16 protein-coding genes, 1 other RNA gene and 1 pseudogene are annotated in these 23,351 nt (G+C 39.0%); 6 read left to right on the top strand and 12 right to left on the bottom strand.

Translation table 11 applies throughout. The features are described 5' to 3' along the window. Positions 1-11: 11 nt before the first annotated feature. The 3 genes from H0S58_RS03460 (at position 12) to H0S58_RS03450 (ending at position 5,994) form a co-directional block, all read left to right on the top strand. Positions 12-1,055: an efflux RND transporter periplasmic adaptor subunit gene (locus H0S58_RS03460; RefSeq protein WP_411164069.1), complete on the top strand. Its 1,044-nt coding sequence runs from the start codon at positions 12-14 to the stop codon at positions 1,053-1,055. A gap of 22 nt (positions 1,056-1,077) precedes the next feature. Next, on the top strand, positions 1,078-4,182 hold the full coding sequence (locus H0S58_RS03455; RefSeq protein WP_195727152.1) for an efflux RND transporter permease subunit: 3,105 nt from the start codon (positions 1,078-1,080) through the stop codon (positions 4,180-4,182). Between the two features lie 96 nt (positions 4,183-4,278). Beyond that, the gene (locus tag H0S58_RS03450) at positions 4,279-5,994 is read left to right on the top strand and encodes a proline--tRNA ligase (RefSeq protein WP_195727151.1); all 1,716 of its coding nucleotides are present in this window, start codon (positions 4,279-4,281) and stop codon (positions 5,992-5,994) included. Positions 5,995-6,075: 81 nt separating this feature from the next. Here the strand turns inward: H0S58_RS03450 and H0S58_RS03445 are convergent, their stop codons facing one another. The 7 genes from H0S58_RS03445 to H0S58_RS03415 all read right to left on the bottom strand — a co-directional run bounded on the left by H0S58_RS03445 (position 6,076) and on the right by H0S58_RS03415 (position 14,478). Continuing rightward, a complete protein-coding gene (locus H0S58_RS03445; RefSeq protein WP_195727150.1) occupies positions 6,076-7,095 on the bottom strand; it encodes a DUF6160 family protein in 1,020 nt (339 codons plus the stop codon). Positions 7,096-7,309: 214 nt separating this feature from the next. Beyond that, positions 7,310-8,422 carry a hypothetical protein gene (locus tag H0S58_RS03440; RefSeq protein ID WP_195727149.1) on the bottom strand — a complete coding sequence of 371 codons (1,113 nt, stop codon included), beginning with the start codon at positions 8,420-8,422 and terminating at the stop codon, positions 7,310-7,312. Between the two features lie 21 nt (positions 8,423-8,443). Further along, a complete protein-coding gene (locus tag H0S58_RS03435) occupies positions 8,444-10,795 on the bottom strand; it encodes a DUF6160 family protein (protein ID WP_092717313.1) in 2,352 nt (783 codons plus the stop codon). A gap of 23 nt (positions 10,796-10,818) precedes the next feature. Next, positions 10,819-11,514: a hypothetical protein gene (locus H0S58_RS03430; protein ID WP_195727148.1), complete on the bottom strand. Its 696-nt coding sequence runs from the start codon at positions 11,512-11,514 to the stop codon at positions 10,819-10,821. A gap of 9 nt (positions 11,515-11,523) precedes the next feature. Beyond that, positions 11,524-12,948 carry a hypothetical protein gene (locus H0S58_RS03425; protein ID WP_195727147.1) on the bottom strand — a complete coding sequence of 475 codons (1,425 nt, stop codon included), beginning with the start codon at positions 12,946-12,948 and terminating at the stop codon, positions 11,524-11,526. 243 nt (positions 12,949-13,191) lie between these two features. After that, positions 13,192-13,761, bottom strand: coding sequence for a dCTP deaminase (dcd, locus tag H0S58_RS03420; protein WP_053578516.1), 570 nt, complete (start codon positions 13,759-13,761; stop codon positions 13,192-13,194). A 123-nt stretch (positions 13,762-13,884) separates the two neighbouring features. After that, the gene (locus tag H0S58_RS03415; protein ID WP_092717322.1) at positions 13,885-14,478 is read right to left on the bottom strand and encodes a LysE family translocator; all 594 of its coding nucleotides are present in this window, start codon (positions 14,476-14,478) and stop codon (positions 13,885-13,887) included. Positions 14,479-14,754: 276 nt separating this feature from the next. Between H0S58_RS03415 and H0S58_RS03410 the strand changes: the two genes are divergently transcribed. Then, positions 14,755-15,306, top strand: a complete 552-nt coding sequence (locus tag H0S58_RS03410; RefSeq protein WP_053578518.1) for a DUF2062 domain-containing protein — start codon at positions 14,755-14,757, stop codon at positions 15,304-15,306. 137 nt (positions 15,307-15,443) lie between these two features. On the opposite strand, the pseudogene apbC reads toward H0S58_RS03410, so the two are convergent. Both apbC and H0S58_RS03400 read right to left on the bottom strand, forming a co-directional pair. Further along, positions 15,444-16,723: pseudogene (gene apbC, locus H0S58_RS03405) on the bottom strand (iron-sulfur cluster carrier protein ApbC). 372 nt (positions 16,724-17,095) lie between these two features. Next, on the bottom strand, positions 17,096-17,551 hold the full coding sequence (locus tag H0S58_RS03400) for a hypothetical protein (protein WP_092717328.1): 456 nt from the start codon (positions 17,549-17,551) through the stop codon (positions 17,096-17,098). A 461-nt stretch (positions 17,552-18,012) separates the two neighbouring features. On the opposite strand from H0S58_RS03400, the gene ssrA reads away from it, so the two are divergent. Continuing rightward, positions 18,013-18,371, top strand: a transfer-messenger RNA (tmRNA) gene (gene ssrA, locus H0S58_RS03395). 379 nt (positions 18,372-18,750) lie between these two features. On the opposite strand, the gene H0S58_RS03390 is transcribed toward ssrA, so the two are convergent. The 3 genes from H0S58_RS03390 to H0S58_RS03380 form a co-directional block, all read right to left on the bottom strand. Continuing rightward, entirely contained in the window at positions 18,751-20,283 is a 1,533-nt protein-coding gene (locus tag H0S58_RS03390) for a DHA2 family efflux MFS transporter permease subunit (protein ID WP_195727146.1), read from the bottom strand. A gap of 6 nt (positions 20,284-20,289) precedes the next feature. Further along, the gene (locus tag H0S58_RS03385) at positions 20,290-21,441 is read right to left on the bottom strand and encodes an HlyD family efflux transporter periplasmic adaptor subunit (protein WP_195727145.1); all 1,152 of its coding nucleotides are present in this window, start codon (positions 21,439-21,441) and stop codon (positions 20,290-20,292) included. 281 nt (positions 21,442-21,722) lie between these two features. After that, a complete protein-coding gene (locus H0S58_RS03380; RefSeq protein WP_195727555.1) occupies positions 21,723-22,220 on the bottom strand; it encodes a thioesterase family protein in 498 nt (165 codons plus the stop codon). Positions 22,221-22,326: 106 nt separating this feature from the next. Here H0S58_RS03380 and hemB point away from each other — a divergent pair, with 106 nt between their 5' ends. Beyond that, entirely contained in the window at positions 22,327-23,340 is a 1,014-nt protein-coding gene (gene hemB, locus H0S58_RS03375) for a porphobilinogen synthase (RefSeq protein WP_195727144.1), read from the top strand. Positions 23,341-23,351 lie beyond the last annotated feature (11 nt).

The raw sequence follows: 23,351 nt of genomic DNA, 5'->3' as shown, positions 1-23,351 counted from the left end.
TGTGTCTAAGTATGTTAAGCGCTTGCCAAAAAAATGAAGTGGAACCTTCAGTTGAAACGATAAAAAAAATTGAACTCATCCCCCAAGATTTAGTTTTGGTACAAGATGGCAGCGCTGTAGCAAAAACTCCATTTACAGGCACTCTTCGTGCTGTAAATCAAAGCAGCATTCAAGCTCAAATCACGGCGACTGCAACCGAGGTCAATGCACAAGTTGGACAAACGGTATCTCAAGGACAAATCTTGGTTCGCCTAAATAATCCAGACAATGCCGCACGTTTAGCCCAAGCCAAAGCGAATTTAAGTTCGACTCAAGCACAAGCCACGCTCGCTAAAAATATGATGCAGCGAAAAAAACGTTTATTGGATCAAGGTTTTATTTCCAAGGTGGAATATGAACAAGCCACAGTCGACTATCAAGCCCAACAGGAAAATGTAAAAGCCCAACAGGAAAATGTGAATATCGCACAGAAAGCGAATCTTGACGGCACCATTTTAAGTCCTATTTCTGGTGTGATTACGCAGCGCCAAATAGAAAAAGGACAAACAGTTACCGCAGGGCAAACATTATTTGAAATAGTCGACCCAAAACATTTAGAAATACAGGCGAAATTACCCAGTGACATGCAAGCAGCTTTAAAAGTGGGTCAGAATATTGAATACACGATTCAAGGTAATTCTGCTTCACTAAGTGCAGTTATAACGCGTATTTCTCCCATCGCAGATCCCGCTAGTCGCCAGCTAGAATTTTTTGCAAAACCCAACCAAACCATTCACTCAATCAGTATTGGTGCATTTGTAGATGGCAATATTCTTGCCTCCCAACCCGTTTCTGGTCAGCTAATTCCTCTAGACGTCATTCAAGATATCAAAAATCAAGCCTATGTTTGGGTCATCCGCAATCAAAAAATTGCAAAAGTTCATCTGGTAATTTTAGAACAACGTTATCATGACAATTCCGCTGTGGTACAAGGTTTAAACAAAGGTGACCGAATTAGCCGTATAAAATTTGATGAACAAGATCTTGATCATGATGTGATCATCACTCAAAAATAATAAATAAGCACAGGTTATTGTTATGTGGTTGACCCGAATTAGCGTTAAATACCCTGTTTTCACTCTCATGATGATGTTATGCCTATTGGTCTTAGGCTTGGCTTCTTGGCAACGAATGGGCGTTGAAGAATTTCCAGATGTTGATTTTCCATTTGTAGTGGTCTATACCACTTACCCTGGGGCATCGCCAGAAACCATTGAATCTGAAATTACACAAAAATTGGAAGAACAGATCAATACCATTTCTGGTTTAAAACAAGTCATTTCTCAGTCTAGCGAAGGACTTTCAACGATTATTGTTGAATTTAATTTAGATGTTTCCTCTACTGTTGCAGCTCAAGATATTCGAGATAAAATTTCCAGTGTAACTGCCAAATTTCGTGATGAAATCCAAGACCCTATTGTTGAGCGTTATGATCCAACTGCAAATGCTGTCATGTCGATCGTATTTGAATCTAAAACCCTACCATTGAGAGATTTAAGCGCTTATTTAGATCAGAAAATTGTGCCACAACTTCGTACAGTCACTGGCGTAGGGGCAGTTAATCTTTTGGGGGATGCGCAACGTCAAATTCGAATTGAAATAAATCCACAAAAATTACAAAGTTTTGCGATTGGTATTGATCAGGTCATCAATACCTTAAAAAATGAAAATATAGAAGTTCCTGCTGGAGTATTAAAACAATCGTCTTCAGAACTTGTGGTCGAAATTAAATCTAAAATTATTCATCCGCAGTCTTTCGGTGATTTAATTATCGCCACCAAAAATGGTACACCGATATTCTTAAAGCAAATTGCAACAATTGAAGATAGCCAAGCAGACTTGGAATCAAGTGCCTATCTAAATGGTCAAACTGCGGTGGCTATCGATATTTTGCGCAGTTCCGATGCTAACGTTATCCAAGTGGTAAATGCCACCTATAAAGCTCTCACTCAAATTAAAAAACAATTACCCACAGGAACTGTAGCAAAAGTAGTGGTGGATAGTTCCAAAGGTATTCGTGCCAGTATTAAGGATGTCGCGCGCACCATTATTGAAGGCGCAGTTTTGGCCGTTCTGATTGTTTTACTGTTTTTAGGTTCTTTTCGTTCAACTGCCATTACTGGCTTAACTTTACCAATTGCTTTGCTCGGCACACTGACCTTTATTTGGGCGTTTGGTTTCTCGATTAACATGATGACTTTGTTGGCACTTTCACTGAGTATTGGCTTACTCATTGATGATGCGATCGTGGTACGAGAAAATATTGTTCGTCATACTGATATGGGCAAAGATCCGGTAAGTGCGGCGTTAGATGGCACAAAAGAAATTGGGCTGGCAGTTTTAGCGACGACTTTAACTATTGTCGCGGTATTTTTACCTGTAGCTTTTATGGGCGGTATTATTGGTCGCTTCTTTTATCAGTTTGGCGTCACAGTCAGTACTGCTGTTCTGATTTCGATGTTTGTCAGTTTTACCCTTGACCCCATGCTTTCTGCACACTGGGCAGAAAAAAATATCACCGATCAAAAACCTGGGAAAATTAAGCGCTTTTTTAATTGGATTTCAAATAAACTCGACAACTTAAGTCATTATTATGAAAAACTATTAAAATTGGCTTTACGCTTTCGAATGGCGACCCTGCTGATCGCTCTTGCTTCGCTTTTTGGCGCCTTCGGACTGTCCACTCTCATTGGGACCGAATTTGTGCCCGTACCAGACAAAAGCGAAATTCGAATTAAATTTGAAACGCCTGTCAATGCCTCACTTGAATACTCACAAGCCAAGCTGTTACAAGTTGAGCACATTATTCGTAAGCATCCAGAAGTACTCAATACTTACGGAATTATTAATGGTGCAACTGATCGAGGTAAAAATCATGTCACTTTACGTGTGAGTGTGACGCCGCGTTTAGAGCGTGATAAAAGCTTAACCCAACTCAATAATGAATTCCGTCAACGATTACAAAGCGTTGCAGGTATCCGTATTACTTCGGTTGCTTCTGCAGATGAAACCGTTTCTGGTGGACAAAAACCCGTTTTAATTTCAATTAAAGGCCCTGAACTTGATGAGTTACAGAAAATATCTGATCGTTTCCTGAATGAAATTTCTAAAGTAAATGGCTTGGTCGATGTGGAGAGTTCTCTCAAAGAACCCAAACCAACGTTAGCAGTACACATTAATCGTTTACTTGCTAGCGATTTAGGTTTATCTGTCAATCAAATAGCCAATGCAGTTCGGCCTTTACTTGCAGGTGATAATGTCACTTCTTGGCAAGATGAAAAAGGTGAAAGCTATGATGTCAATTTACGTTTAGGTGAAAACAACCGCGCTCTGCCCCGTGATATTGAATATCTTTATCTCAACTCCTCAAAAACAGATGCCTCAGGTCAATCCATTTTGGTTCCATTGGCAAGTGTTGCAAAGTTTGAAGAAAGTTTGGGTGCATCGCAAATTAATCGACGCGATTTAGCCCGTGAAGTTTTAATCGAAGCCAATACTGCAGGTCGACCTGCTGGCGATATCGGTCAAGAGATTCAAAAAATCCAAGATGATTTTGAGTTACCTGCGGGTTATAGTTTTGAGACTCAGGGTGCAAACAAGGATATGGCCGAATCGGCAGCTTACGCCATGACGGCCATTACTCTTTCAATTGTATTTATCTACATTGTATTGGGATCACAATTCAATAGTTTTATTCATCCCGCAGCGATTATGGCTTCCCTCCCCCTCTCGTTAATTGGGGTATTTTTGGCATTATTTTTATTCAACTCTACCCTAAATTTATTTTCGATAATTGGCATTATCATGCTGATGGGTTTGGTCACGAAAAATGCCATTCTTCTCATTGATTTTATCAAAAAAGCTATGGATCGTGGTGAACAGCGCTTTGATGCCATTATTGCAGCAGGGAAGACCCGTTTGCGTCCTATTTTAATGACCACCAGTGCGATGGTGATGGGCATGGTTCCACTGGCATTAGGACTCGGTGAAGGCGGTGAACAAAGTGCACCTATGGCGCATGCGGTGATTGGTGGCGTGATTACCTCCACCCTTCTTACTTTAGTGGTGGTCCCCGTGATCTTTACTTACTTGGATGACTTTAAGAATTTTATGACGCGCCAAATTCATAAAATCATGTCATAATCCATGCCATTACTCTGAGGTGACATGCTGAAATGTTCGCCTCATTTTTTATCATATAATCTTATGCTTTAACGCTTTGTTATTAGGACAGTTTTCATGCGCGCGAGTCGCTTTTTGTTTGCTACGTTAAGAGAAACCCCAAACGATGCTGAAGTTATTTCACATCAACTTATGTTACGTGCGGGAATGATTCGCAAATTGGCTTCAGGTTTATACACTTGGTTACCGATGGGCGTACGTGTACTCAATAAAGTGGAAGCGATTGTACGTGAAGAAATGAATCGTGCAGGTTCACTTGAAGTATTTATGCCTGTAACTCAACCCTCAAGTCTTTGGGAAGAATCAGGTCGCTTTGTTCAATATGGCCCAGAACTTTTGCGCTTCAAAGACCGTCATAACAACGACTTTGTACTTGGTCCTACACATGAAGAAGTGATTACCGATCTTGCGCGTAACGAACTAAAAAGTTACAAACAACTGCCAATCAATTTCTACCAAATTCAAACCAAATTTCGTGATGAAATTCGTCCACGTTTTGGCGTAATGCGTTCTCGTGAATTTATTATGAAAGATGCCTATTCTTTCCATGTAGACCAAGCATCATTACAAAATACCTATGACATCATGTACGATACATATTGCCGTATCTTTACTCGTTTAGGTTTAGATTTCCGTCCAGTTCAAGCCGATACAGGGTCAATTGGTGGTTCAGGTTCGCACGAGTTCCATGTTTTAGCCTCAAGTGGTGAAGATGATATCGCATTCTCTACCCAGTCTGATTATGCAGCGAATGTCGAAATGGCTGAAGCCGTTTTAGTCGGTGAACGTGCGGCTGCGACTCAAGAATTAAAACTGGTGGATACGCCCAATCAAAAAACCATTGCAGATGTGTCTACGTTTCTTCAAACAGAAACAAAAAACGCTGTTAAAGCATTATTGGTTCAAGGCAAACCAGATGAGAAAGGTCAGGTGCCTGTTGTCGCCTTATTCCTTCGTGGTGACCATGAACTCAATGAAATTAAAGCTGAAAAACATGCTGCCATTGCTTCACCTTTAACGTTTGCAACAGAAGAGCAAATTGCAGCGCTGGATCTCGTTACAGGTTTTATTGGGCCACAAGGTCTAGTCGAAAAAGGTTTAATTGTCATCGTAGACCGTGCTGCATCAGTCTTATCTGACTTTGTAGCAGGCGCTAATCTCGCCGATCAACATGTGACAGGTGTCAATTGGGAACGTGATGCAACATTTACTGAAGTTTATGACTTACGTAATGTGGTTGAAGGTGATCCATCACCAGATGGTCAAGGGACGATTCAGATTAAACGCGGTATTGAGGTCGGTCATATTTTCCAACTGGGTCAAAAATACTCTGAAGCGCTGAATTGTAAAGTGCTCGGAGAAGATGGTAAGCCTTTGGTGGTCACTATGGGATGTTACGGTATTGGCGTTACACGTGTGATTGCTTCTGCAATTGAACAAAACTTTGATGATAAAGGAATTATCTGGCCAAAATCGATTGCTCCTTTTGATATTGCGATTGTACCGATGAATGCGCATAAATCACCACGTACAGTAGAGGCTGCTGAAGCCTTGTATACAGAATTACAAGCGGCTGGATATGATGTACTTCTTGATGATCGTAATGAACGTCCAGGCGTTAAATTTTCTGATTTAGAATTAACAGGTATTCCACATCGTATTGTACTCGGTGAAAAAGGTTTAGATGCAGGCACTTTTGAATATAAAGGTCGTAATGATGCAGAGTCTATAAATATTAGCAAAGAAGCACTATTGGCTAAACTTGCTCAATAATGACGATGACCTGAAAATCCCGCCTAGCGCGGGATTTTTTATGATAAAAATATGTCTTAAATGATAAAAACAATGATGGCGTTACATACCTCGAACATTGACTTTAAGGTTTGTCGCTGACACACCGACTGCCCCAATGTTACCCATTGAGCCATTTTGTAGTCCATTAAATACATTGGCATTGGATTGCCCTTTCTCTCCAAGTTGAAGGTTTTTAATAGATATATTCAACTTATCAGAAACACCTTCATTTCCAAAAACGATTCCACCCGGAATATTTTCGGAACCACTTGTGACATCATTGACTAAACTTAGATAAAAACCATTTAAAGAAAAGCCATTGGCATCTTTACCTGTAATTTGTGCATCAAATTGTGCACCCGTATTTCCTGAAACCAAGTTAAATGAACAACCATCGGGTTGTGCCGTCGTAGACCCACAAATCGAATCGATTGCACCACCAAATTTGATCAATTGACCTTGTGGAGAATGACCCAATTGAATATTCATAGTCGGCTTATTGGCCGCAATAAATTTAATATCAATATTGCTACTGCTGCGTAATAATTCTGTAATATTGTTTTTTAAACTCGTTCCCGTCGTAAAAATGGATTTTTGGGTATACGTTGAACCCAGAACAGAGGAAATAGCATCTGAACCATCAGGCACCATATATGCTGAAAACGGACGTATACGAAGCCCATTGACCTGATTGCCTAAAGATAGGGCAAGATTAGCAAATGCACCATTGATCCCTGAGCCAGAATCTGTATCAATAACCACTTTTAACGCTTGTGAAGTACTATTTTGAATGGTGCCATTTGCACTGAAAATTTCAACAAAATCTACGCCAACAGGAGCCGTAGCACCGGGACTTTTTGCCATCACCAAAGCTGCTTTTGTAGTCGAGTTTGGAGTAAAACCATTTTTATCAATAATTGCCACTTGATTAAAATCAATTTTTGAAATACTCACATCCACTGTTAAACCATCTTGCCCAGTGGTATTGGAAAGACTGTGATCATCAAGTGGCTGCATTGCCATCGTGATTGGACTTAATAATAATAAAGACAAGCATCCCAATTTTTTGTTTTTTTTCATTGTCCTAATCCATAGACAAGTGTTTAAAATATGTCCAAAGTCTAGCACAGTTAAAACATATCATCATGAGTATAAGATAAATGGTTTTAACCACAATTCCACTAGACAAAATTCAACTATTTACACCATAAATTAAATGTACGACATTAAAATTTATTCATTTTAAGACTAAAAAATTGCTAAAAATGAGTTCATTATTTTTATCAATTTGAATTTAACAGAATGTTAAACCACCATAACAGTTATCCACTGGAAACTGATTTTGATTCAAATCTTTTAAATCTAAGCCAAATATTGCACCCAACGTCGTATATACTCGCCTGGTGGTGAAGTTTTCGATTTTACTTTCTGGTAGTTCCATCCACCAACCTTTTTGTGCATTCAGCCATTTTCCATTGGTATTCCACATGACATCCTGCCCTTGTACAGAGATACCAAAATTATCGACACTTTCACCAGGATCATATTTTCTATTCCCATTCGGATCACTACCTGCAGTAATATTATGAATAAATCTTAAATCTTGGTCTAAATTTGCATTAATAGTTAAATCAAGTAACGATTTTACTTTAATCCCATTTAATTCAACTCGACTTGATCGCTGCATTATTAAATCAAACCGATTATCTCCTGTATTCGGATCATTTACATTTATCGTCGAGTTAGTCGTACTTAATGTTAAACCATTACAACCAACGGGATCATTAGCCCCTCCAGTAAGAATAGAGCAAATAGTAGTAGGAACAATACCGTTATTGATAATGGTTGGCATATGACCACTAATACTATTGATACCCGTATGGTTAGCGGCAACATTAGCATCACGACCATCCGTGGGTGGGCTACCAATCGAGAGCATGCCCCAAATAGAATCGGCACCAATTTTAAAACCGACCAACTCCCGAGTAGAAGCACTGGTTGGATTTTTAATGGCAATTTCATAAAAAGGATTAATCAGGGTGAAATCCGATGCAGGTCCTGCATCTGTACCACCTGCCATATTACCAGTAGGCACAATACCTGTAAAACTCACGTTATCAAGGTCAATATCACAACCTGCCCCTTTAACTCCCCCACAGCCCAACTGGAGTTTTTTAATATTGGCATTTAAATCGAGTTGAGCTTCCATTCCTAATTTATAAAAACCCGTGTCAACGTTTGGATTGGTTCCCCCTGGCCCGATATAAGACATGTTAAATAATGCCTGTCCTGTTTCTGCCGACAACTCACTGTCCGTTAATACCTTTAAACTATTGCCTGTCGCGGCTAAAACACTTCCACTCATCATACCCAGCATAGCGATTGCTAAATAGTTCATCCTTTTCATATTTTTATCTCCTATGCTGACTTAATGCGGGGTGATATTAAACTGGCTATTAATTTTCCCGCCAGTAAAAACCATTTCACCTAAACGCTGTGCAGTTCCACCTGTTGGATAGAAATTCAAGTCTTTAACGCGTAATACATCCGAAGCCTGATTATTGGGATTAATTCTTAATGAGGTATTTAAATCAACATTATCCTTGTTAATTTTAATTTGGTTACTAAAGCTGATTTTACCTGAGATATTATCCAGCCCAACAATTGAATTATCAATTGGCTCAACGATTTGAATCGCACCATTGGTCAGATTCATTGTGCCATCAAAACTAATATAATTGCTATCAAGAGTATTACCCCCTGGTACCATCACCATGTCAACACCACCTTCCATGCGCAAGCGTAAACCGAACAGCACATCATTATTCGTGATAAAACCATTAATTGGTGCATAACCTTTACCAATAGTTTTATATTGTGATCCTGGTAAATAACCGACTGCGAACTGGCCCGCAGCAGCGAGCATAAACTTCGGAATATTAATATTGAGTTTGCCGCCTTCAAGACCAATACTGCCATAGCCATTCATCAACATGTCAATATTACGGATACCAAGATAGTAGTTAATAGGATCGCCTGTTAAAGCTTCATCTCTTAAACCATCACCATTACTATCGCTAGCACCATATTTTTTACCGTCAATGAGCATAATTGAGGTTGTTTTTGATCCATCATTTCCCAACGCCAGATTCTGAGCAACGGTCTTGGTAAAATCATAGTTAATCCCTTGTGTTGCCATAGAAAGTGCAAAGCCTAAACGTTCCGCAGTCGTACCATTCCCTTCTGTAGCTGTCGGACCACCATAAAGCGCGATATTACTATTGAGATTATAGAAGGGCAAACCTAAGCCCCATGTACCGCCACCACTTGGATCATTTGCAGTAATTCCATCTTTATATACATCTGGACTGGCAATAAATTGAGTTTGTCTAGCCAAAGCCTGAAAATTGGTACCACGTGAAGCGATGACCAGAGAACGTGGATTCGCTCCACTGCTACGACTGTGAAGTAATTGTGAATAGTTATCTGGAACGGTCAGATTTCCAGTTAAAAATGGTGCAGCATTGAGTACAGCATTTTGTGGCAAGGCCATGCGCTTGGTATCTGCTAGGTTAATATAAACATTACCTGAATCAAAATAAGCACGATCTGTATTTAAAGCTCCTCCACCATTTTGCTTACGCACCAACAAAGGACTTAGATTACTAAAAGATAAGCCATAAGCTTGCGTACCACCATGTCCCAACTCTAGTGTAGTTGCAGCTTCCCCGCTTGGTAAATTATTTTCATTACTGAACTCAGCATACATTCGGGTCGCTAATCCAGTACTGCCCATAATTGTACTGGCAGTCGGTGCTGCAGTAAGAGTGGTACTATTCCTTGTGAATGCTTTACCTAAAATTGCTTCACCAGCACTATCTACACCATTGGTGCCACGAAATTGTAATTTTGCTTTCGGAATATATCCTGAAGCACCTAAACGAATCATTCCTTTGGCATTATCGGTGTTAAAGCTGGTCCCCGTATTACTCTTCATGACCAAATCAATATTCAGACCGGGTTTAGAATTTGCAAACGTCATTCCACCAGAACAATCAGCTCCCACCTCACACACTCGATTTAAATGAACAGCCCCGTCATCTCGTGTTTCAAGTATCAATCCATTGATTGGATCGACATACATGTAGCCTTTGCCTGTAAAATTAAAATTAAAATTTTTAAAAATTAATTGATTCTTAGTAGACGAAGGATCTGCAGCGTTTTCTCGCTGTGTCAGATAAAGATTAATATGTTTAAGTGATATTTCTGCATCAGATAAACTATTTTGATTAAATAATCCATCTTGTGTCTTAAAATGCAATGTCGCATTTTCCGTGGATTGTACTGTTAACCCACCTACACTGGTATCACAACTTGTTCCTGCTGCATCACATAAACGAAAACTATCTGCACTAATGGTGCCATAGCGTGATTCTATTTTCAGATCTATACCCGCTTTACCAGAAACATTTGTGCCTGTTTGAATTTGATATGTTGTACCTAAATTGTTACCTGTGATAGCAATGCCTTCTGCATAAGCACGTAGACTGGTTTCAGCGGTACCAAGAGGCAAACCGGCCTTATCTTCCCAATAGAGTCGATCAATATTTAGATTATCGTATGCGGTATTTATATAAATTCCATCTTGAGCATCGACCTGACGCATAGCAGTATCATTTAGCTCCTGCATCGCAAAAACTGGACTATTTGCTATATACAAACTCACTGCCAATACCGTCAATTGGAAAATGGGTTTCTGATATTTTTTATTTTTTTTCATAATCATCCTATCCGTGATCATTCCTAGCAACGAGACATATCACTCGTACAGCTAAATATTTTCAAACTTCCCTGTAAGGCAAGATTTCCATTCATGGTCAATCCAGTAAAACCCGTTTCACGTCCATTATCAAAGGCATTTGCCGTATTGGTATATTTACCAGCAGCATAAGCGTCTACTCCGCTCCCACCATTTCCCATGGCCAAGTAACCTGGAACATTATTTGTTCCTTCATTGGCTACCGTATCTGTTTCAATGGCTAAGGCACTAAAACCGAAGTTACGAATTCTGATCGGATATTTTTCACTGAAGCTCACTTGGAGCGCTGCTTTAATTTGATCTACGCCACTTGTATTTTTATAGAGCAAATCTGTCCCATCAATTTGAACTTGTTGCAGATCTATCGTGCCTTGAACACCTTTGAATACAACCCACTGTTTTTTACCAGCAGCATCTACCCGATTGTTCAAAGACATTGCAAATCGGCAAAATCTTAAATCACTACACGTTGAGCTATCAAAAGAATAAGTATCCAGAAACCCAGAAGTCGTATTGGTTTGACTTATTTGATTAAGACTGAGTAACCAATCAATCGTTGCAGCAGAAGATGCTTGTCCATCTATTTTTGCGAGTTCGTAATTTTCTACAGCTTGTAACTCAGCATGTGCATTTACACTGATTAAAGTCCATAGTGCAGCACATAATATTGATTTATTCATCATCTGCTCCTACAGCCCCCGAGTGGTAATTTTCATATGTTGAATTAACATGCCATCAATGACTGCAGAACCTAAGTTTTTAGGCGCAGGAGATTCTTGAGGTGCTCTATTTTTTAGAGCACCAAAAGAAACTCCAATCGCATCTGCCCCACTATATCCTGTGACTAAATTACTATCAGCACCTGAATACTTTGTAGAACCTATAGTAATACTGCTATGTGTAGCAGGATAAAATGTTCCACCGACTGTCTTACCACATTGGTACACATTACAAGTTGAACCCAAGTACGTCGTTGAGGCTGGATTAGCATAATCAGTGTAAATTTTTTGATAGACGTTGGCCTGATTCGGAATACGCGTAATTTCCATATTCAAGTTTTTACCATCATCGGCGACACCTATGACCAAAGGTTGATAAAGCGAGCCGAGTGCCAAATTGAAATTGGCTCCATACAAAAACAAACCTTCATTTTCAGCAAAAGTAGGGGCTGTTGCAGCGTTATCTATTGCTGGCGTTGAAGCATTCTCACCAGCAACACCTTGAGTACTAAAACGTAATACTGGTAAATTACTAGGTAGTGTAAGTGTTGCCTTAAACCCACTGGTGTCTGTAGCCTGTGTATCACCACCATTGAACCGTAAAGTTCCAGCCAAACCCAGTGTATTATTATAAGATGTACTTAAACCACTAGTAGCTGCCCCACCCAAAGTTTGGAAAAGATTAATCGAACTACCATTGATACTAAAATTATTCCAGATGGCTTGTAATCGCAAACGGTTGGACAATCCCGCGCCCCATCCTGCTGGATTATTATCAGGTGCAGCAACTGTCGGACTACGCATAAACACATCGGTCCACAAACCTAATTTTAAATGGTAATCATCTGTACTATTTGCACCTGTAAAACCTGCAATATCATAAGCAGGTGCTTCAAAACTTAAATAAGAAAGCGGTTTATTTACCCCAGCAAAATCTGGTGTACTTTGTGCAGTTTGTACTTTGAGCAACCATGGATTATTCGTTGTACCCCAAGATTTAACCTGACCTGTACTCGAACTATTATAACGATTGTTAATATCGGTATCTGCACGTGACAAAGCCAAACCGTATAAGAAAATATCGGCTTTTTGAGCTCCCCTTGCAGTGGCTTCTGTGGTTAATGGCCCGACTGGAATGTAACGAATATAACCTGTGTCTTTAGTGCGATCGAGGTAATCAATACCCATACCCGATGTTAAATTAGGGTTGTCATTCGCCCCTTGAAAAACCATTCTAAAGTTTTCAGGGAGCATGGCAATACCCTCACCTGTAGCTTCACTTAAACCAGCATCAGAAATTTCTTGAAGCGCAAAAGTATATTGACTCACACTTAAACCTATCAGTGAAGCCATTAAAGTTTTCTTAAATTTTACCGTATAACGAAGTGCAGTCATCAAGACCTTCCTTTTTATCAGATGCTCCGCATCATTATTTTCATTTCTTCCTAAACTTGGCACGTCCATTTTTTTAATTTGTCATTACAACAATACTTTTACCAAGTCTATACAACTTTTTATTATGCTGAATATTTATGCAATTGCAAAAAAAAAAGGACAAATGTCTCCAATTTCCGATGAATGAATGATATAAAAAATAAGCGGATCAAAATGAGCCGCTTATTCAATTATTTATACAATTTAAGCTTTCGGCAAAGTCACACCTGTTTGACCTTGGTATTTACCACCACGGTCTTTATACGATGTCTCGCACACTTCATCAGATTCAAAAAACAACATTTGTGCCACTCCTTCGCCTGCATAAATACGGGCTGGCAAATTGGTTGTATTTGAAAATTCTAACGTCACATGACCTTCCCACTCAGGTTCCAAAGGCGTTACATTCACAATAATGCCGCAGCGTGCATAGGTCGACTTACCTAAACAAATGGTTAAAACATTGCGTGGGATACGGAAATACTCAACTGTACGTGCTAAAGCAAATGAATTGGGTGGAATAATACACACATCAGATTCAATATCGATAAAGCTTTTATCATCAAAGTTTTTTGGATCGACAATCACGGAATGCACATTGGTAAATACTTTGAATTCACGTGCACAACGTACATCATAACCATAGCTAGATACGCCATAAGAGATGAGTTTTTCACCTGCTTCATCATAACGTACTTGGTTTTCTGCATACGGTTCAATCATGCCATGATTTTCGCTCATTTCACGAATCCAACGATCAGACTTAATTGCCATTATTTCTATCCAAAAAGAGTTAAATCAATTATTGAGCTGTACTTTAACTGAAATTGGTCACAATGAAAATCATGAACAGGGCCTGTACGGTTTTTTTGCCATCATCAGTATTACGCTCTTATTTTAGAGACTTAAAAGCGCAGAGTAACTCAGTGGAATAGAAAAACTGACTAAAACCAAAGAAGCGGTTTTTTGCAAATTGGTTTGATTCAGCCAACGTAATTTATTGGACACTAAAATAGAACCAATAAAAGTCCAGAACAAGGCAATAGGAATAATTAAAACCAAGAACATCAGCATATGTATGATATAGGCATGCATACTTAACCATGCCGCGCTTGGGAAAATAGCTGAGGCAAACAAAAGTGCTTTAGGGTTTAATAATGTTGCACAGAATAATTCACGAGCACGAATACTAGGTTGTTGGTAACTGGCTTGGATCTCTGCTGTTTTCCACAATTTAATCGCAAGAAAAATAATGTACAAAGCACTTAATAATTTTAGCAGAATCGGAATGATCGGAAATTCACTTGAAACTGTTCCAATAATTACGCCCCAAATAGTGATCGAAATTAAATAGCCGATAGATTCTGCGGGAATAAGTCGCAATGATTGGCGTACACCGACCTGAATTCCAGAGGATGCAAGCAAAGTATTTGTTGGACCAGGCGTCAATAAAATGGTCACAACCAAACCGATAAAAAACCATGAAATCATATGCGACCTCTCTGTAGAGAGCACGAAGACTAAATTAATTTATTGTAATGAGCAAATGAGGAATTTCATATTTTTTAGAAAATTTATTTATATTTTAATAAACAATTAAGTTTCAATTGTTTATATAGCAAATACTGTAATAACTGTACGGTCATTTGTTATAAAAGATTTCAAAAAATGCTTGACCCTATTTTTCTGAACAGCCCTTTTAGTTAAAACTGTCATACCATAGGCCTTTTCAGGCACAATACCTCATTACTTTAGCATCTTATTTTTATGGCAAAAAAATTCTTCCAATCATGGCTTCCCTCTTCGCATAAAATCGCAGAGATGAAATTGATGAAGATTTTTGGTCAACGTACCTTAAATCCCTTGCTGTGGTATATAAATAGAAAATCTATTTCTAAAGCCATTTTTATTGGCACTTTTTGGGGCATGTTACCACTGCCTTTTCATAGTATTTTGATTGTATTGACTGTATTGCTTTTTGAAGTAAATTTACCGATCAGTTTATGTTTGGCTTGGCTAACCAATCCGCTTACGCTAGTTCCTATTTTGTATGTGGGTTTTTGGTTGGGTGCAAAAATATTTCAGGTCAATATGATTGATCAAGATATGATCATGGGTGTATTGCATCAGATCAGTCATGTCATTACTCATTTTGGTGAAGGACATATCGATTTAAGTTTAGCGAAAATTTTATTATCTGGTTTAATGCTAGAAGCGCTGATTTTTGCTTTGATATTTTTTATTCTTACTCGTCTTATTTGGCGCTGGAATATTATTCTTCATTATAGACGTCGTCGTTTAACTAAAAGCGAATATTAATTTCAGCAAATCATACTGTCTACACCAGTTTTAAGCTGAAAACAGTTAAGGTGAATGTACAAAAACACCTTAACTGCTCCAATTTATAAATCGTTCATTTCTTGCTTTTCGCTTTTATTAAAGCGTTTAATTTAGAATTAAAAAATTCTGTTTTCTGGCTTTTCAACTTTGGGTAATTGATTGATAATTTTTTCTGCAATCAACATATAGCTTTCGGCTGCATCATCACCCGCAATAACGGATGGTCTACCGGCATCAGCATTTTCACGAATTTGAGTATTTAAAGGCAAGCGCCCCAGTAAAGGAATATTGTATTGTGCAGACAATTGATCTCCTCCTCCTGTACCAAAAATTTGCTCTTCATGCCCACAGTGCGAACAAATATGGGTTGACATGTTTTCTATTACACCCATAACAGGAATTTGAACCTTATTAAACAACTCAATTCCCTTTGTCGCATCTAATAAAGCAACATTTTGTGGTGTAGTCACAATGACCGCCCCAGTGACTGGAATACGCTGCGCCAGTGTGAGTTGAATATCTCCTGTACCGGGAGGCATATCGATCATCAAAACATCTAAATTTGGCCATAAAGTCTGATTAAATAATTGCATTAAAGCGCCTGTTGCTTTCGGCCCGCGCCAAGCTACAGGTGTATTGTTATCACCGGTTAAATGCCCAATAGAAAGTACAGCCATGCCATAAGCCTCAATCGGAACAAATTGTTCCGCTTCAATCATTGGAGTACGTCCCGCATTTCCGAGCATAGTCGGAATACTTGGGCCATAAATATCAGCATCTAGCACGCCGACCTTTAAACCTAACTTTTGTAAAGCCAGTGCAAGATTCACGGTTGTGGTTGATTTACCCACCCCCCCTTGCCCGATGAAACCAAAATAATATTTTGAATACGCGGATGTTTTGCGACATCTCTTTGTTGTGGAGCTGGTTTTTGGATAGGTGGATTATTTAAGTCTTCTTGTTTTTGAGCTTCAATTGAATCAGTTCTTGCGGAAGCATCAATTGTAGGAGGAAGTTTTGGATTTGCTGAAGGAGTAGTTTTTGTTTGAGTTGAACTCGAACCTTGAGGAGCAATGTCGCCATGCTCTGGAGGAGTAGTGTTTTCAGCTTGAGTATGCTTTTGCTGAATTACATGCATATTCAATTCTTGAATACCGCATTTTTCCAGTGCTACTGCTAAATCATCATGAATTTTTTGCAAATCCTCTGCTTCATCGGGATAGGTGCGAACAGTAATTTGTAATATCTGTCCTTCTACATTCACTTGAGTGATACGGTCTTTTAGTAAATAAGAAGAGTTTGGCAATACATAGTTTTGCAGCACATTCTGGATTTCTTCTTCATTCACCCCCTGAGCCGGTGAAAAAACAGATTTAAGCGAAGAAAGCCACGACATAAATTTACTCCAAGTATGTACATACAACTGAATGTCATAGTTTAACTTTAAATACGATGAAGGTTAATCATTAATATCTGGTGTTTAAGTTAACCAACAGATCAGCGCCTGTTGTACTTAAAGTTCAATAAATAAAACTGAGCACAATCATTCAAATAATGATGCTGATAAAACTTAAAAAATTTTCATTTAAGTTAAATTTATTGCTGATCTATATAAATATTTTATTTTTATAATTCCAAAATTAAAAAAAAACTGCTGATCCTTAATCCAGCTTTATCAGTTAAAGCATTCATAAATCATCAACAGTCTTATTTTTATGGTGTTACTTATTTAAAATTATTACATTTTAAAATTACTAGATGTTCAACATTACGCTTGATCATCTTTTTTAAACTTATTCAATTTTTCAGTTGCTGTTTTCTTTAACTCATCAAACTTGGTGGTCGCTTGTGCCTTGAGCTCATCGAATTTAACAGTCGCTTCTTGTTTTAATTCGGTGGCTTTTACTTTCGCCTCTTCAAATTTTTGACTGGCTTCAGTTTTTAAGGTTTCAAGTTTTTCCTGTGCTTTATCTTTAAGCTCAGTAGCTTGATTTTTTAAATCATCTAAACTTTCATTACTTTTTGTTTGCTCTTCTGTCTGAGTGTCATCTTTTAGATTATTTAACGCTTTTTCACCTTCGAGTTTAGCCTCAGATGCTTTATGTTTTAAATCATCGACTACTTTTTCACCTTGTAGTTGAACTTCTTTCGCTTTAAGTTTTAAGTCATCTCCCAAGTCAGATGCTTTGTTTTTTAAATCGTCTAATTTATTGTCATTGGTCATGATATTTTCCTCAGTATTATCTGCATGTTATTTCATAATAGTTATACAGTCTTTAAGAGAAAATTAAATCTAAAACTGCATTTTGAAACAAATGCTGTACAGAGTGTAGTGAAACCACCCTCTTGATTTAGAAATAGTTTTTTATCAAATTTTGGGGTATTTTTTTGAATGTTTCGATGCCAGTTCAATCTATTTATGAATTAGTGCATCGCGCTATTTAAGTTCATGCTTTGGTTGAGTTTCTATCTATCCTATTTTATCCAACTTATTGGTTATCATTGAAGGAATTTAATGAAAATCTAGTAAGTTTACTAATGACCAGAACAATATAGCAGATAGGATAAATTGGCTTTAAAAACTTTCTATGAAGTAACTAGTACTTTTAAACACGCTTAACTGTCTAAATGTTCAGAAATTGCATCGCAATTTCTAGCACTTGTGCTATACTCGCCTTGTACTTTGGGGGTGTTTCTGGCTTCGACGCTGGTGATGAAACTCATAGATGCATGCCGAGAGCGCATTTTCTCTCGTAAATCAAATTTGCATTTTTTAGTCGCAAACGACGAATCATACGCTCTAGCTGCCTAAGGGCAGCTTGTCCGCCTCTCCGAATACTTGTGGTTAGAGAGACCGACTGAAGCGCACGCACACAAGGCCGTATAAAGCCAAGCCTCGGGGCTTTATACTAAACTTAGAGGATCGCGATTTGTATCCTGTTCGTCGGGTCACAAAGAGTTAAAATAATAGACGATATCTAAGCATGTAGTATTCTCGAGCGTAATGCTGGCGGACGCGGGTTCAACTCCCGCCACCTCCACCAAATACCTTCCCAAACATGGCAAAATATGCCTAGTTTTGGAACTGAAAGGCTTAATCCTTAAGGGGTTAAGCCTTTTTTATGCCTGAACATAACTAACTACAGAGTACATGCACCGTGTACACTGTCATGTACATTGCAATATTTATTAAACTCGCTAATGTGCTTAGCAGTAGATAATTTGTATCCCTGTGTGTATCCTTATTTTAAAATCAGAATTATAAGTTACGATAATTTATTTTTAAATTCCACCCACCAGTTTTTTGAATCAACATCATTTATGATTTCGATTTCTAAAACCAAAGCTTTGCTTGATCATCCAGCAAAGCTTTTTTTATACGTATTAGAATCTTTGATTCATCATGAATAGTGGGTGATTTTGTTAATGAATCGGTTGTCCACCGACGCCTTTTTGAGGTTTAGGACATAACCAGATAATCAAAGCTGCAAAAACAAAAATCATCGATAAGATAAAAAACACATGATTTGCAGATAACGTTAAAGCTTCTTTATCCACCAAGCTGGAGATATACGCTAAAGCACTCTCAGAACTCATCCCTTTTTGCATCAAAGTATTCTGAACTTCATTGACATGCAAGTTTGACACCATTTCACTACGTGCGACTTTGGCATGATCATCCCATAAAGTCACTGCAATAGATGCACCAATTGCCCCTGCCATGGTTCTTAAAAAATTCATTAAACCTGCCGCAGAGGCCATTTCGTGTGGCTGAACAGAAGACAAGGCCATATTAGACAAAGGAATAAAGAAAAAAGGGACCGCAAAACCTTGCAAAATTTGTGGTAATGCCAATGCCATAAAATCAGCATCCGTTGTCCAAAAAGAACGCATTAAGGTCACTACAGCTAAAATCATCAGACCAAAACATGCCAAACCACGTTGATCATATTTGGTGGCCATTTTCGCCACAATTGGTGACATGGTTAAACTACCAAACCCCATAGTCGCGGTAAGATAACCTGCCCACGTTGCCGTATAACCCAAATTTATTTGTAGCCATTGCGGAATAAGCACAATACTGGCAAAGAATGCACCGAACGCAAAAGCAAGCGATAAAACTGAAATAGTAAAACCACGATAACGAAAAATTTGAATATTAACAACGGGATGTCTCTCTGTGAGTTCCCAAATAATAAAAATGATTAAACCCACCACAGTAATAATGGCTAAAGCACAAATCAAAGTGCTATTAAACCAGTCATTTTCGTGTCCCAGATCGAGCATCAGTTGCAATGCACAAATCCAGATAATCAGTAGAAATAAACCAATACTATCAATCTTGATTTTTGAAATGGCCGTTTCTGCGGGTTTTAATAAACGCATAGCCGCAAGTGCACAGAATATCCCGACAGGGATATTAATAAAGAAAATCCAGTGCCACGACATATTATCACTAATAGAGCCACCTAAAATGGGGCCTAAAATAGGTCCAATTACAGTCGTCATCGCCCACATCCCCATGGCTTGGGACTGTTTTTCTGGGGGGAATATGCGCATTAACAAAGTTTGACTCAGTGGCATAATCGGCCCACCAAATAAACCCTGCCCAATTCGGCAAAATACCAACATCTCCAAACTGGTGGACACCCCACACAATACAGAAAAAATTGTAAAACCGATCAAACTGACAACAAAAACCCGAACGCCACCAAAACGTCCTGCCAACCATCCTGTCAATGGAACACAAATGGCTTCGGCAACCGCATAGGAAGTAATGACCCAAGTCCCTTGTGAACTGGATACTGCCAAGCTTCCCGTTATATGGGGCACAGAAACATTGGCAATGGTCATATCTAGGACCACCATGAAATTGGCTAAAGCCAACACAAAGGCAGCAAAAATGAGACGTGGCCCTTTCAAGTCGCCAAAGGGTACATAGTTATTCTGGTTCATGGGCAATTACTTCGAAGCGAGATTAATTTTCGCTTCCATAGAGAGCCCTACACGTAACGGGTGCTCCGTCAACTCTTGAGGATCAAGTACAATTCGCACAGGTAAACGCTGAACCACTTTAATCCAGTTCCCTGTGGCATTTTGTGCAGGAATTAAAGCAAAGGCTGAACCTGTGCCCCCTGAAAAGCCCACAACTTTTCCATGAAATTCAACCTCATCGCCATATAGATCAGAAGTAAGAATAACATTCTGACCAGCTTTTACTTTAGCCAATTGACTCTCTTTAAAATTGGCATCGACATACAGCTTATTCATCGGAACCAGCATCATCAAAACACTGCCCGCAGCAACACGTTGTCCAACCTGTATATTTCGACGCGTGATAACCCCATCAAATGGCGCTTTAATTTCAGTACGCTCTAAATCTAGCATGGCTTGTTTTAAACGAGCTTGTGCAATCAATACATCGGGCGTTGATGTTTCATTACTTCCCAAAATCAGTGCTTCATTGGCTGCCAAGGTACTTTGTGCGGCTTTCTGACTCGATTGAGCCTGTGCTAAACCTGCTTGAGCCAAATCAAATCCTGCTTGTGCATTATTTACAGCACTTTGTGCGGTACTCAGCTCTTCTTTAGAAATTGCGCCTGATACACTCAACTTAAGACGACGAGACAAATCATCCTGTGCTTTATTCAATTCAGTTTTCGCTTTCGCTACTTGCGCTTCTGCACTGTGAATTCCATCATCACTGACAAAAACCTGAGAATTGAGTGCACTACTATTGGCTTGTGTTTGCTTATATTGACGTTTGGCTTTCATCAATTCAGCTTGTGCCTGAGCAACTGCAATCTGTGCATCGCGATTGTCCACTCGAACCAATAATTGACCCTGTTTAACGCTTTGAGTATCACTCACCGACACTTGTTCAACTTGGCCATTTACCATAGAGGTAATTGAGGCTGTTTCTGCACCTACATAGGCATTGTCAGTACTGACCGAATGATTAAAAAATAATGACCAGAGTGCGTAGAGAATTGCAGCGATGATCAGAATCAGAGCAACAAAAACTAATGCTTTTTTGCGTTTTGCTTTTAAAACAGTATCTGAAGGTTCAGGCATTTGGCCCGATTCGGGTGAGGTGTTTTGAGCATCTGTCATCAATTATTCCTAAATCCAACAAACTTGGTCACCTCCACCTGTGTATCATTCTGCTTTACAACAGAGGGCTGGGTTAAATACCCGATTGCCTAAGATGGTCTGGATGAGAAAGTCATTTTTTCTTTAATAGAGTCAGCACAATTTTAATAACAAAAAATCATCATGTGATAATAAAAAACGTAACTCATCAGTTTTAAATTAAATTCGGCACTCAATTTTCATTTTATGCCGAATCATTTAGTCAATTCTTTTTATTTTATTTGACCAAGCTTAAAACAACCTTAAAACGCATAAGAGGCTATTGCTGTAGCAATGGCTTTATCTTCATCATTGACCAAAGTCATGCGCATAGTGCAGCCCTTCCGACCTAAACGTAAAGTTTCTGCACGTGCAATAAAATATTGACCTCGACCAGGTGAGAGATAGTCCACACGCATATCTACGGTGGCCAAACGGGTTACTTTTTTTATCGTGTCCGGCAATTCAGCAGCTTCGGCTTTTTTATACAATTCGCCCATTGCCACAATTCCACCAATACTATCGAGAATAGTCGCCGCGACTCCGCCATGTAAAATTTGAAAGGCAACATTTCCAATCATGAAAGGCTGCATCTCAATATAAGCCTCGATTTGACCATCGACTACACGCATCAACATATCGTTGTGTTTAAAGTAGGGAGAACTATTAAATGCATGACACAACTGTTTAAGGACAACATCTATATCCACTTTCGAGCCCAAATGAATACTCCCCGTCCATTTTTTATCTGAATCAGTCATCATCTACACGAATACCTTTATTTGAGAAATAGCACTTAACTTTTGCCCCAAAATTTAATTCTAGGGCTACAATAGCGCTAGTTTAATACTGATCAATGAGATTGTTATGACTTATACGTTCAATCGTCCAGCTTTTCCAGCCACTCGCATGCGCCGAATTCGTAAAAATGACAAATTACGGTCGATGGTACGCGAAACTCAACTGACGACCGATCATCTCATCTATCCAGTATTCGTTCTTCCAGGACAGAATCAAACCCAAGATATTCCCAGTATGCCGAATATTCAGCGTTTATCTGCTGATCTGCTGTTAAAAAAAGCAGAACGTTTACTGGACTTGGGCGTTTCAAAATTGGCTTTATTTCCAGTCACGCCACAAGAAGATAAAAGCCTAACCGCTGAAGCGGCATGGAATGAAAATGGCCTCGTTCAAAATACGCTGCGCCTCCTCAAAAAAGAGCTTCCAGAAATGGTGCTGATTACAGATGGTGCACTCGATCCTTATACCACTCATGGTCAGGACGGTATTATCGATGATACAGGTTATGTTCTGAACGACGAAACAGTTGAATGTTTAATTAAACAAGCCTTAAGCCATGCTGAAGCAGGTGCAGATGTAATTGCACCAAGTGACATGATGGATGGACGCATTGGAGCAATTCGTACCGCGCTTGAAGCAAATGGTCATATTTATACCAGCATCATGGCTTATTCTGCGAAATATGCCTCAAGCTTTTATGGTCCTTTTCGTGATGCAGTCGGTTCATCAAGCAACTTAAAAGGTGGTAATAAATACAATTACCAAATGGATATTGGCAACCGTGTAGAAGCTTTACATGAAATTGCACTGGATATTCAAGAAGGTGCCGATATGGTCATTGTCAAACCAGGTATGCCTTATTTAGATATCGTTCGTGAAGTTAAAAATACGTTTGGTGTGCCGACTTTCGTTTATCAAGTTAGTGGCGAGTATGCCATGCTCGCAGGCGCCATTCAAAATGGGTGGCTATCTGATGATGTGATTATTGAGTCTTTGATGGGTTGTCGCCGCGCTGGTGCAGATGGTATCTGGACTTATTTTGCAGAAGAAGCTGCACTTAAACTTAAAAATATGCAATAAGGGTTAATCAC

This window comes from Acinetobacter sp. TTH0-4, from assembly GCF_015602665.1.
In the GTDB taxonomy this organism is placed as follows: Bacteria; Pseudomonadota; Gammaproteobacteria; order Pseudomonadales; family Moraxellaceae; genus Acinetobacter; species Acinetobacter albensis.
Note: the sequence above shows the minus strand (reverse complement) of the source record. Positions and strands in the feature narration are given on the sequence as shown.